The sequence below is a fragment of the Algoriphagus sp. TR-M9 genome, from assembly GCF_027594545.1.
In the GTDB taxonomy this organism is placed as follows: Bacteria; Bacteroidota; Bacteroidia; order Cytophagales; family Cyclobacteriaceae; genus Algoriphagus; species Algoriphagus halophytocola.
In genome coordinates, this window is record NZ_CP115160.1 from 1,419,532 (window position 1) to 1,432,109 (window position 12,578).

Consider the following 12,578-nt stretch of genomic DNA (forward strand, 5'->3'; position numbering starts at 1 on the left):
ACTGGTATTGCGGTTTTTACTGAAGCTAAGGGTTAGAATGATTCATTAATATTCAGGTAAAAACCTGAATTACCTTGCTGACCGAACCCATAATCTGCAGTAATGGTAGTCCGCTTTTCCTTGTTGATCATCACCCGTAAGCCCAGACCGTAGCCTGGGTTGATGGTATTCATTAGCTTTTCGCCATCCAGCTTGCTGCTAAAGGAAGCAGCATTGACAAATACCGTTCCGCCGAAAAGATCCTTGTTTTTCTGAAGTGGGAATCTGTACTCTAATTCCGTATAAGCCATCTGTTCCCCACGAAAACGTCCTTGCGCGTATCCTCTGCCAGTTCTACCAAACATATCCCAGCCCAATGCAGGCAAGTTCATGTACGGGAGATCACCGGAAATCAGGAAATTCCCGTAGACCCAAGCTGCGAGGACGTGTCGTTTTCTCCTTGGGTTGAGGGTGAAATAATGTCTGTAATCCAAAAGTAGGGTAGAAGAGGATTGATTTGATCCCAAAAACTCTGGATTGATTTTATAGGAAATCATCGCGTAATTCCGCTCGTATGGTGAGACTGCGATATCCCGGTTTTCCATGATCCCATTTAACGAAACTCCGGAAAGCGTGTATTTGTCTGTAGGGAAACCAAACTGCTCATTGTAGAAATCGTGACTAAAATCGGCTTCAAAATCTAGTGTTTCACCGGTATAGGATTCGATTTTCTGGTGAATATCCAAGTGGTATCCTAGACCTATATAAAACTTACTAGTGCCAACCCTTCTGAGGATGGTTTCATAGAATTTGATTAAGCTAAAGTCCATCTGCTGCTCCCCCTCCAAAACAGGGTCTGAACCAATCAATCCCATACTCAGCTCATTCGGGCTGCTGCTGCCCAGACCAAATGTAGGCTGGGATGTGATGAAATAACGCCAATCTCCGATCAGGTTCCACTGATCATCGGCTAGGAATACATTGCTTTTCGAGCTGATGATCCACTGCTTTTTGGTGGTGTAGAGGAAGTTGAACACCAAATTTGACTGATGGGTGGTCGATGGTGCCCCCATATACCAGGAACTCGCCGCTGCCACTCCAAACATCCAGCCGTTGGCCGGATTGTAAGCTATTGCGGGTAGTGGGAGAATACTAAAGTTGTTGATTCTATTGGGTAGGTACTCTACCGTATCTGCATCCTGCGCCAAAGCCTGAAAGCTGGTCGAGATCCATAAGAAAATGATGCAGATTCTTTTCATTAGAATGAAATGTCAAGTTGGAGCCTAAACCTCAGTTCATTGTCCTGCGGAAGTTCCTTGTCTTCAAAGGTAAAACGGGTCAATTCTGTGGTCAGCTTGTTTTTATGTCCTGCAAAAAACCAGTTAAATGCCAGAGCCAGTTCTCTTTGCTTATTGCTGTCAATGTCAAGATCTGGGCTCACTACCGCATAGCGCATGGCGATTTCAAGTGGTTCGGGCCAGAATTCAAAAGATTGATGAGCAAGATAGCCAGCAGTAGCGTAAAACCCGCCCAGGTCTGTTTCTATTTCGTCAAAGTTGTCATAGATGTTTTTTCTATGGAATTCACTGGACCAGGAAAAACCCTTATACATAAATGCGGTTTCGATTTGATACTGCTTTACGGTGTATTGTCCATCGTTTGTGCCTTCAAAACCAGAAAGGTTTCCGCCACCCGAAGTGGAAAACCTGGTGTAAGGGCTGGTGTTGGTCACACCTGCTATGGCTATTATCGCAGCAGGTTTTGGAGAAATATTGAGGTCTCCACCTGAGAATGGGACCTCTCTCCCTAGGAAATTCCACTGGAACCTCCCAAAGTACATCATGTTGCTGTCGTCATTTTGGGTGGCTCCTCGTCCCATTCCGGTAAGCACTGCCGCCCAGTAATTGAAATTAGCTACTCCACCACCATCAAGGTTACCGTAAACTTCCACACCTTGCTGTCTGTCCACAGTGAATTTTCGGTTCAAAAGTGACCTGTCTACCAGCTGCTGGTTACCACTACTGATAAATCGCTCACGGGTAAACTCTACTTTCCACTGTCCTGCTTTGAAATTCAGCCAAGGCCATTTTTCGATCATCACCCTGTAGTCCAGGAGTAGGCTTCGGCTGAGTTCATATTCAAAGTAATATTTAACCCAGGGCTTGTGGGCATGTCCACCTACTTTTAACCTGGCTCTGTTGATTTTAAAAACGCGTTGGTCTTGGTTTCTAAAATCTGCAAAAGTCACCGGATCCTGATCGTCAGGCACTGCAAAGCGGAGCTGTAGCCTAGCCGCTATTTGCATTTCATAATTTCCGTCTTCAGATTTTAATACAAAACCTTTTCCGGTGTGATTCAAAAAGGTTTCTTTTTTCTCTGCTTTGGCAGTATCAAGTTCTTGGGCGATGGACGCCTGTAAGCCTATTAGGAGCAGAATGAGCAGGGCAAGAGGTTGACTATAGACTCGGTTTTTCACCAGGAGTATTTTATTTTGACAGCTTCAATTTTTTCCAAACCGCAAAGAACGCAAAAAGCACCGAGAAATCTTTAATATTCCCGGTGCTTTTTCTTTGGGTACCTCGCTGCGATTATCTGGCAGCTTGCGGAAGCCTGAATACCAGACCTCCCTCAAAACCAAATTGGTACAGGGTAGAATAGCTAGATAATCCACCGCCAACACCTCCGGTACCGAAGTACAATCCTCCGCCTATGGCCTGAGTGGCCGAGTACAATGAAGCCTGCACACGAAATGCAATGTTTTCGGCTAACCAGAAATTAGAGCCACCTCGGATATTCCATGCAAATTTAGTTGCAGAGTTTTCATTGCCATTGTCAGGATTATTCACATTGAAAATACCCATGCCAAATCCAGCTCCTGCAAATGGCTCTACTATTTCATTGACAGGGAAATATCGGGTTCCATTGAGCATCACCCAGTTGATGGCCAGATCGAAGTTGGTGTTTTGAAGTTGACCACCAAATATCCCTCCATCCTGATAAATAGTAGGAGCATTGGTGTCTTGTCTCAGGTACTGGATTTCTATGGCGCCCTTATTCGGAATATGATACTCAATGCCCCCTCCCCATCTAAAGCCATCCTGGATCTGACCGTCAAAATAGGAGGAAGAGGAGTAGTAAGAATCTACCTGATCCTTAAAAATATATCCTGCATAGGTGTTGATTCTTAGTTCTTGCGCGAGGCCAGCAGAACCTAATCCGCAAATAAGGCCTAAAGTAATCATGAGTTTTTTCATAATAGTAGGTTGTTTAAAAGATGGAATTTGATGCTGATTTTCATCTGAAACTAGCGTTAAATATAGGTTTTATTGATTTTTTATCTGGATTTCTACTTTTCTGTCCGAATCTACAGATCCTCCGGTTTTGCCCCGCATAATCAAACCTCCGGAAGATCGCCCGATCCGGTCTGGGCTGAGTTGGTACTCTTCGGTGAGCATAGTGTACACGGCGTCTACCCGTTTTTCTACCAAGTTGAGGTTGTAGGCGACGGAACCTGTATTGTCCGCAAAACCGATGAGTTCGATTTGATACTCTGGGTTTTCCGCCATAATTTCTGAAATCCGCTCCAGTTTGGCTTTTTCAGTTTCGCCTATGGTAGCCTCATTGATGCCAAAGTATATATCAATTTTACTTTGGTGTAGCAATGCCTGCACCTGCTTCTCCTGAATGACTGTGTCTACTTGTACCGGTATTCTTTGGAGGCTGTCTATCAAAATGGAATCTCGCTCTATCCTCGCCAGCAAGGCAGAATCATAGGCAGCCTGCTGCGCGGCTTCTTTTTTCTCACCGCTGTTACTGATGGCGGCAGTGGTGGCTGCAGTGCCACCCACGAGTAAGGCATCCCTCAGGAGTTCATTGTTTTTCTCATCGAGCTTTTCCTGCTTTTTCCTGTTTTTCTCTATTTTTTTTGCGGTTTTATCATCCACATTGTCGAGATCTTCTGCATTAAGTACAAACTCTTGGGGTTCAGTCTCTCTGGAACTTGGTTCTTCAGACTGGTATTGTGTTTTAGTCGCAAAGGCCATCATCATGGCTGAATCTCGTGTAGCTTGAGCTTGAAGCATTTCATTACGGAACTTGCTTAATTCTTCATCGAATTGCTCCCGCGTGAAAGTAGCCGAGGAATCTGAAGCATTTCTAGAGGCATAGGTTGCCGCCCCAGCCTGAGATGCAGAGTCCAGAGTCAATTGGGAATTACCATTGGCAGAATAGATGATTCTACTGACCTGACCCGGATAGATGATCAGCTCATTCATCAGGGAAGCAGAGTCTATTTTAGATAGAGACGTTTCCGAATTATTCATCAGGGCATTCAAAGAATCCAACTGATACTGGGTTTCGAAATTTTGCTCATTCAGGGAATCCATTTGTGCAGATACCATGTTTTTTTCGTTTTCCAGATTACTGATTCTGGCATTTCTTACCTCCTCAGAGACAGTAGAGTCTCTCTGTGCTAAAGCAAGAGTTTCATCTATTTGGCTAGTTTGTAACTCAATCACCCTTACGGCTGAATCTAAATTAGCCCCAGCTCCTTGTAGGGAATCCAGCTGAGCCTGGATAGCTTCCATGGTAGCAGAATCTAATTCCGTACGGCCTGAATTTACTGCTCCATTTGCTGGTAACTGAATCACAGTAAAGTAATTGTTGGTAACTGGGACTTTGGCTTGTGTCATCCTTTCCAATGAATCTTCCCTGGCGAGTTGAGCATTTGAAAGTTCTGTAGGTACATAAGTGTAGCGTTGGGTGATCACCGGCGGCTTGAAGCTTTCCTTGTTGGCTCCTAAGCTGAATTTTACCCCGATTCCATGATAGATGTACCAGTCATTTCTACCATTTTCCATCCCTCTGTATGGATTTTCAGCGGTCACCACATTGGTTCCGGGTTTCGCGGCATATTCCTGAAAAGAATTATCATAGCTCGTCCGGTAAACTCCGGAGACATCATCCAGGTAATCTGTGGCTGCTCTTTTGAAGTCAGATTGTGCGAATAATTCTATGCTTTTGGTAATTCTAAAGCGGAAACCTAATCCCAGATTGGCATAGAGCGTAGTGGTTTTGTATCCACCTGATAGCTCAGTGTTCAGTTCGGTTAGGTTGGTTTCAAAACTACCATCAGGAATCACCGAGGTATTTGTGTAATCATACTGGTTGCCATTGGCGTCCAATAAGTCCCCCATTACTTTGAAAGTCTGGACTCCTGCTCCCAAAGTGATGTATGGGGCGAAAAATGATTTTCCCGAAAGAAGCCAGTTGTTATCGGGTTTTATGACAAAGGATAGTCCTGCATCATATAGGTCTGTTTGGAAATTCAATGCCCGGTCAAAGTCCGGGCTTTCGATAAAGAGGGTTCCGTCATTTCTCACAAAACGGTCTCCAGAACCAAACTGATAGCTTCCAGCCGACAGCATCAAGCCTACTGAGTTGCCGAGGGCATACTCTATAGAAAGCTGATAGGAAAGCTGCTCGGAGTAGTTTTCATATCGTTTATAATACTTTAGGAAATTTTCGAAGTTATCTGCCTTGATAGGTCTTATGTCTCCTAGGTAATTGGTAGTGCCTGCACTTAGTCCAAACCTCCATTTGTATCCGTGCAGCTGAGCCTCAGCGGTATAAGCAAAGGCCAAAGCGATAATTAATAGACTTAGCTTCTTCATGACCTTATTTCTTTTTGTTTCCTATGCCCAACCATAAATTGAACTCTGCGCTTACACCCACAAATGGCTGAAAGCCTTTCTGATTGCTTCCGTCAAGTTTTTCGGTGGTAATAAAGGTACCACCTGCATTTAGTCGGATAAACCGGAAGAAATTATATCCTAAACCCACATAGATAGGTCTGTCCAGCACAGGACCGGAAATCTTCTCATCCAGTTGATTTTTCATATCTCCTGAAAGGAAAAATCCTGTAGAGATTGACATATTGTTCATAAATCTGGCGAAGGTTCTATTTCCTAAGGGAAAGGAAACGCCCGCATAAGGACTGGCTACAAACTCCTGTTCAGGCAAGCCTTTGCTTACAGAAATAGCCCCGTACCCTACGTTGATCGGGAGGGAATTGGCTGTTTTTTCGGTAGGGTAATTTTCAAATACAGTTTCATTCACCCTAACCAGCATATTGGGGCTCAGGTATTGGTCTACTTCAGCGAAAAGTATGTTTTCCAGTTCTGAGATATATTTTTCCGCATAGGCTGCCCGGGCATTGTCGTTTTCGGAAAGCCCGGTCACATTAAATTTTGCTTTGCCCATTTTCAATTTCGATCGTTGCTCCAGCTTACTTCGGGTAATATCGCTAAAGCCGGGGAATTGCTCTCCGTTAGGCATTTCAAAGTAATAAGCTCCCCTAGTGACGATTTGGCTGAGGTTATTTAGCAACACTTCGTCAGATTCGGTGAATTTCACCCCGCCTCTTTTGATCTTGGTGACTGTACTGAGGTAAGCCTCGATATTTTGATGGATCAAGTCCCGTACTTCCTGTATTTGATCTGCACCGGCTTTTTGATAGTAGCCTATTTCCAGATGATAATCTTCATTAGATCGGAGAGGGTCTGCTACTAATACCTGATAGGAAAGATCATTATAGCCAAAAGGAGCAGTCCAGAAATAGGTCATGGCGGTCTTTTCAGCTTTTTTGGACTGATTAATCTTGAGCTTGACGATTTCTATATTTTCAGGAATTGGCCCTCGAATATAAAACTCCTCTTCAGCAGGTAATGGCAAGCCACCATTCAGCTTTCCGGTGATTAAATCTAAGTTGATAGTAGTGGTCTGGGCCTTTAGGCCACTTATTCCTATTCCTACTAAGATGATAACTAGTAAAAATGGTCTCATATATTATCAGTTGAATTTTTTGAAATTAAAAGCGTAACCAATCAATATTCCAAAATTGGAATAACCTGCCTCTGTGACAACCAAGGCTCCTTCTAAAAGTTGATCGGAGTCTATGTTGTAGAAACTCCCTCTTTGTAAATATTCACTAGTGCTACCAAAGCTGTAAACTAAGCCAAGACTTAAACTACTTCTTGATTTTTTGATCTCGGTCCCGATTGTAAAATGGTAAATATCCCATTGGGTAAGTTCAGTTTGTAGCCCCGTGTTTTCTAATGATTCCTTATCAAAATACGAAAAATCCGTTCTGAAACTACCCATGATGCTTAGGTTTTCCCTGAGCTCCTTGGAATAGCCTAAGGCAAAGTTGGTTACGGGTTTCATGGAAGACTCTACTTTAAGAAAATCCTCACTGTCAATCAGAGGCCCTATGTCGTTTGGTCTCACTAATGCGACTGATTCGGGCTGAATGATGGCGTATTGGTCTACGCCTGAAAAGAAGGTTACATTGAGGCTGAGGGTGGACCTATTGAAGTTTTTGTGCCCGCCCAGTGCTAGTTCCAATGGTGACTTGTATGTGGTTTTTAGCTTTTCTTGCCTATCTGATGCGTATGCCGTAAATCTATCTTCAGAATTAGGTACGGCGATGTTGGATAGGGTGAGGTCCTCTGCTACAGTACCGCTACCCAACCAATCCAAACCTGGACTGGTGACGGTAAGCCCCAGACCATAGCCTGCTTTTTGATAGTTCAGACCAGCTTTCAGTGCGGTGCGCACGGCAAAATAGTCTATAAACTCATTTTGAATCCTGGCTATCATCAGGTAATCTTCGGTATTGGTGAGTGCTTTGGCAGAAAATCTGAATGAATAATTTACAGTTCTCAGTGTGTTTAACAGGCTGATGCCAAAACCCAGATTTTCACCTATTTTTCTTCCTGCACCTATTGCCACCATGGTTTCTTGGACTTTGGTGTTGATTCCGGATTCCGCCACCAGTTCTTCCTCGCCGGGACTGATTTCCCCAGTTGCCAGGTCAAAAAATCCATTTAACCGGGCTACTCCATTGAAACTAAAACTCACAGGAGTCATTAAGCCGTAGCTTATGTTCCATTTAGAATTTGTCTGTATGGATCCACTGACCAAAAGCGGAATAGTGTTGAATTGCAAGCCTTTAAAGTCTGCTCGCTGCCCTAGCGCATTTACTATTTTCACATTCTCGATTCCATAGGTATTGGCATTGATGGTCAAGGAGCTGGTGTCCAAATAGGCAAGGTTTCCGGGGTTATAGTAAACGCCTGCATTGTCCGTAGTGTCGGTTAGCACCGCTCCACCTAGCAAAGCGGCCTTTGTTCCAAATTGGTTTCCCCAGTGATGCGTATCTTGGCTTTGCACCGCATGAGCGCAAAAAAGCAGAAGTAAAAACACCCCAAGAGGTAGGTGCGAAGCCATATTATTACCTATAATTCCGCTTACAAATCTTAAAAACCGCATACTAAAAATAGTAATCATAATACTTTATACCTAAAGCTCTTGCTAAAGTAACATCTTATTGCCTAGTTGATACAGGTTTTTACTTCTTTTTTTGCCTCTTTCACAAAATATTATTTCAGGTAAGGACCTGTTTCAGTTTTCTGCTGGATTGAGATGTGCTCGGTTTGCTCAAAAAAGTCAGCTGATGCTGCTGTTCAATACCGATTTTTGATCTGGTTAAAGGTGTTTTTTATAGTTGAGGGCTTTTAACTGAAAAAATAATGCGCATCCATTTCACTTTTATTCAGCCGTGAAAACTGAAAGAATGATTCAATTTGAGTTGAAGTAAAATTTGGTGTTTTACTTCAATAGTTTTTTGAGAATTTCTCTTTTTAAAAAAACTACCAAAAGCCAGGAGGTGAGGCCTGCCAATGCACCTACGAGTGCTCCTACCAATACATCCAGCGGATAATGAACGCCTAGATAAATTCTGGAATAGGATACCACTGCTGCCCATAAGAAGAGCCAAGGCAAAAACCTCAATTTGCCGTGCATTTTCAGGTTGAGAAATACAGCAAGCGCAAAAGTATTAGCCGCATGCGAAGAGGCAAATCCAAACAAACCACCGCATCGTTTGTAATTATGTATCTGTTCGGTCCATCGCTCGTCGTGGCAGGGACGCAGGCGTTCAAAATAAGGCTTCATGATACCTGAAGTCACCTGATCTGCAATCAGAATAGCTAATGCTATACCCCCAAATACCCACCAGCTATTTTGCGGGTTTTCCTTGTAGATGAAATAAATCAGAATGGCATAGAATGGAAACCAGATCGTTGTACCTGTAATCAGGAACATAGCCTGGTCCATCCAGGAATTGTGAAAGGAGTTCAACCAAAGGAAAAGCTCCTCGTCCCAAGCTATGAGTTGATCTATCATGGTTGGTAACTTAGCCAGTCAATGCCCTTTTTGAGATGTTTTTGGGTGAATTCTTCTTTTGACCCTGGTTTGACCTCATACATATATTCCCATTCCGCCATAGGAGGCATGCTCATGAGTATGCTTTCGGTACGACCATTGGTGTCCAGACCAAATTTGGTTCCTGCATCCCAGACCAGATTGAATTCCACATATCTACCTCTTCGGAGATTTTGCCAAGATTCATCTATATAGTTATAAGGTAAGGCATCATTTTTCTTCATAAAGTACCCATAGACATCCGGAAAAAGCTTTCCAATAGCTAAACTGAACTGGATGAGTTTCTCAAACTCTTCATCAGAACTGGCCTGTAATCTATCGTAGAAAACCCCGCCTATGCCCCGGGTCTCGTCTCTATGCTTCAGGTAAAAGTAATCGTCTGCCCATGGCTTGAACTTAGGGTAAAATGATTCGTCAAATTGATCACAGGTTTTCTTCACTTCCTGATGGAAGTACCTTGCATCTTCTACATCTATGTAATGTGGAGTCAGATCGATTCCACCACCAAACCAATGCTCTCCAGTACTCATTTCAAAGTACCGCACATTCATATGAATGATAGGCACCATGGGATTGATAGGATGAATGACTATGGAAACACCGGTAGCAAAGAAGTCAGCTTGATCCAGGTTTAGTTTCTTAAGGATTTTCTCCGGTGTAGGTCCATGTACGGCAGAAAATGCCACTCCTCCCTTATCGAGAATCTTACCACTTCCCATAGTTCGTGTTCTACCCCCACCTCCGGCAGGTCTTTCCCAGATATCCTCTTTAAAGCTACCTTCCCCGTCATGTCGCTCTAATTCTGAGCAGATATGATCCTGAAGGTTTTTGAATAATTCTGCGATTTCTTCTTTGCTCTTTCTAGCCATAGTAAAAGTGTGCATTAATTTAAAAAGGATAACCAATGCCGAAATTTAATACCGATTGTCCTTTTAAGCCAAATAATTGATTAAATGAAATATTGTCGAGTACCCATCTTTCTCCCTCAGGCATGGATGGATCCACTGCTTTGGTAGCTAAGTCTAATCGGATCACCAAAAAGTTAAAATCCATACGCAACCCTAAGCCAGTTCCTATGGCTATCTCCTTATAAAATCGGTCAAACCTAAAATCTGAACCAGGCCTGGAAGTGTCCACGCCTATCATCCAGGAGTTACCTGCATCCACAAATACAGCCATGTCGAAGTAGCCGTACAACTTTCTACGGTATTCGAGCATGGTTTCTATGATCATTTCCGCAGGCTGTTCAAATCCATAATCATACCTACCCCGGTCGCCTATTTCCGGTAAATAACTGCCTGGGCCTAATCTTCTGGCCTGCCAGGCACGAATGCTAGTACCCCCGCCAGCAAAGAAGTATTTCTCATAAGGAAGGATCCCGGTACTGATTCCATAGGGCTGGGCTATCCCAAAATTGAATCTATAGGCAAAGGTCTGTTTGCTGCTGATTGGCAGGTACCTTCTAAAATCCGCTTGTAACTTGAGCCACTGGAAATTGGCATAGTCCGTGACCTCGCTATTGTCCGGTACACCGAAGAAATTCAAAGTAGTACCGCCGCTTTCTACAAAAAGCCTTAATAAAGCGGACTTATTCGAATTAAAATCTCCGTATTTATTAAAGTTGATGATACTTTGGGCAGACACCGAAGAGACCAATGAAGGTAAAAATGACCAGAGTAGATTGTTTCCCTGATCCTGGAGGTCACTGAGCACTTGTAAAAAGTCTTCCGTCAATTTCGGGGTACGCACGTAATTGATGTCGGCCAGGTTTACGGTAAACTGCTGCCTATTATTTCGAGTAGCCCAGTTATAGGCTAGGAGTGCATTGATTCCGGTACGTGTGTATTCTGGCCTATTGGTGTAGTTAAAACCAAACTGTGTACGCGTGTTAGGATTGTATCTTCCGAATTTTTGCAGGCTCCGGTCGTAAAAAGGGATCAGAAACCTAGGAAATATCACTGACGCAGAGGTGCCAAATTCTTTGCTTTGGTACACTCCCTGATCTGTAGCCGAGGCTACCCCCTCATAACCAGCCCGGAAGCTGAATTCCAGTATTTCCCCACCTCTGAAGAAGTTTCTGTTTCTTAAAACTGTACTGAAAAAAGGCCCAGGTAACTGCTCCGTAATACTCAGACCTAGTTGGTTTGTAAGCTGATATTTTTGGTTGGGCTGGGTGGTGATATTCGCGCGTAGGCTTGTGCCTAGGGTGTCAAAAGAGATATTGATGTATCTGAATAAATCTAAATTGCTCAGCTGCTTTTGGGTCTCGATGATATCATCTCGATGGTAAGTTCCCCCTTCGTCAAAGAAGATTCTAGAGCTCAGCAATTTGGCAGAAAAGCGGTCTCTATAAAAGGAGAAGTCAATAGCTCTATATTCACGCTCCACTTTTTCATCGATAAAGTCATCACTGGGGGGACTTACCTTGAATCGTATGGAGTCTATGGTGTAGATTTGATGCTTCTCCGAAAATGAGGGTTTTAAAATACGTTGTTCTACATTGATTTTTTTGGTGGTAGTGTCATAGAATAGATTGTAATCTATAAATGACTTGGTGAACATGAAGTAGCCGTTGTTTTTGAGCATTTCTTCCAAGCGGTTCCTTTCTTGGATGAAATTGTTTTGCTCATATAGATCCCCTCGATGCAGGTAAGTATCTTCCTGGTGCTTTTCTAAAAGCTGTAGGATGTTTTCATTGTCAGATTTCGTGTAGATCGAATCGAGTAGGTAAGGAGCTCTTTCTGTGATTTTATAGCTTACATTCGCCTTTTGCTTTTTGACCTGCACCTCATAGTCTACTTCTGCATCCAAGAATCCTTTATTATAGAGGTAGTTATCCAGTTCAGTAGCTGAGCGCTCTACTTTGGTGCTATCTAGAATGGTCACAGGATTTCCAGTGCGCATGACCAGATTGCCATATTCTGCCATTTCTTCTAAGCTTTCCACCTTGGATTCCAGCTTTCCTCGTTTTTTCTGGAGTTTTCGGTTGTCTGCGTTGTCCTCAAGCAAGAATTTGATTGAATCAAGCTCAGTACGTGTGGTTTTTAGTTTTCTATTAACATTCGCACTATCATAGAAAAGCCGTCCAAATCTATAGATGGTGACTCCGAGGGAGGAATTGGTCAGTGGGATTTTGGTGTTGGGTTCTTGTAAAAGTAGGTTTTCCAATTCTTCTTCATTGGCAAGTTCTACCCCCTCCAACTCATTTTTGTTTAATACATACTCCCCTTCAGAAAGGTTTTTGCTCAAAGAGCAAGCATGCAAAGCCCAGAGGACAGCGAGAAAAAGTATATATTTGGTGAATTTCAAAATGG

Annotated in this window: 9 protein-coding genes; all 9 read right to left on the reverse strand. The window is 43.2% G+C overall.

What is annotated here, in order from left to right; translation table 11 throughout:
• Positions 1 to 32 precede the first annotated feature (32 nt).
• Positions 33 to 1,238, reverse strand: a complete 1,206-nt coding sequence (locus tag PBT90_RS06285) for a BamA/TamA family outer membrane protein (RefSeq protein ID WP_270132159.1) — start codon at positions 1,236 to 1,238, stop codon at positions 33 to 35.
• The gene (locus PBT90_RS06290; protein ID WP_270132161.1) at positions 1,238 to 2,455 is read right to left on the reverse strand and encodes a porin; all 1,218 of its coding nucleotides are present in this window, start codon (positions 2,453 to 2,455) and stop codon (positions 1,238 to 1,240) included. The genes PBT90_RS06285 and PBT90_RS06290 overlap by 1 nt, the downstream gene beginning before the upstream one ends.
• Positions 2,456 to 2,567: 112 nt before the next feature.
• The gene (locus tag PBT90_RS06295) at positions 2,568 to 3,233 is read right to left on the reverse strand and encodes a porin family protein (protein WP_264809527.1); all 666 of its coding nucleotides are present in this window, start codon (positions 3,231 to 3,233) and stop codon (positions 2,568 to 2,570) included.
• Positions 3,234 to 3,302: 69 nt separating this feature from the next.
• On the reverse strand, positions 3,303 to 5,651 hold the full coding sequence (locus PBT90_RS06300; protein ID WP_270132164.1) for an OmpA family protein: 2,349 nt from the start codon (positions 5,649 to 5,651) through the stop codon (positions 3,303 to 3,305).
• A 4-nt stretch (positions 5,652 to 5,655) separates the two neighbouring features.
• Positions 5,656 to 6,822: a hypothetical protein gene (locus PBT90_RS06305; RefSeq protein WP_270132167.1), complete on the reverse strand. Its 1,167-nt coding sequence runs from the start codon at positions 6,820 to 6,822 to the stop codon at positions 5,656 to 5,658.
• Between the two features lie 6 nt (positions 6,823 to 6,828).
• The gene (locus PBT90_RS06310) at positions 6,829 to 8,310 is read right to left on the reverse strand and encodes a hypothetical protein (RefSeq protein ID WP_270132169.1); all 1,482 of its coding nucleotides are present in this window, start codon (positions 8,308 to 8,310) and stop codon (positions 6,829 to 6,831) included.
• A 339-nt stretch (positions 8,311 to 8,649) separates the two neighbouring features.
• The gene (locus tag PBT90_RS06315) at positions 8,650 to 9,225 is read right to left on the reverse strand and encodes a phosphatase PAP2 family protein (protein WP_270132172.1); all 576 of its coding nucleotides are present in this window, start codon (positions 9,223 to 9,225) and stop codon (positions 8,650 to 8,652) included.
• Positions 9,222 to 10,148, reverse strand: coding sequence for an oxygen-dependent coproporphyrinogen oxidase (gene hemF, locus PBT90_RS06320; RefSeq protein WP_270132175.1), 927 nt, complete (start codon positions 10,146 to 10,148; stop codon positions 9,222 to 9,224). Before hemF ends, PBT90_RS06315 begins: the two co-directional genes overlap by 4 nt.
• Before the next feature lie 4 nt (positions 10,149 to 10,152).
• Positions 10,153 to 12,573: a translocation and assembly module lipoprotein TamL gene (tamL, locus tag PBT90_RS06325; RefSeq protein WP_270132179.1), complete on the reverse strand. Its 2,421-nt coding sequence runs from the start codon at positions 12,571 to 12,573 to the stop codon at positions 10,153 to 10,155.
• Positions 12,574 to 12,578: the final 5 nt, after the last annotated feature.

What these genes read in the sequence shown, in the direction of transcription:
- PBT90_RS06285 (WP_270132159.1), bottom strand. Translation starts at nt 1,238, where the DNA reads ATGAAAAGAATCTGCATCATTTTCTTATGGATCTCGACCAGCTTTCAG.
- PBT90_RS06295 (WP_264809527.1), bottom strand. Translation starts at nt 3,233, where the DNA reads ATGAAAAAACTCATGATTACTTTAGGCCTTATTTGCGGATTAGGTTCT.
- PBT90_RS06300 (WP_270132164.1), bottom strand. Translation starts at nt 5,651, where the DNA reads ATGAAGAAGCTAAGTCTATTAATTATCGCTTTGGCCTTTGCTTATACC.
- PBT90_RS06305 (WP_270132167.1), bottom strand. Translation starts at nt 6,822, where the DNA reads ATGAGACCATTTTTACTAGTTATCATCTTAGTAGGAATAGGAATAAGT.
- PBT90_RS06310 (WP_270132169.1), bottom strand. Translation starts at nt 8,310, where the DNA reads ATGCGGTTTTTAAGATTTGTAAGCGGAATTATAGGTAATAATATGGCT.
- PBT90_RS06315 (WP_270132172.1), bottom strand. Translation starts at nt 9,225, where the DNA reads ATGATAGATCAACTCATAGCTTGGGACGAGGAGCTTTTCCTTTGGTTG.
- hemF (WP_270132175.1), bottom strand. Translation starts at nt 10,148, where the DNA reads ATGCACACTTTTACTATGGCTAGAAAGAGCAAAGAAGAAATCGCAGAA.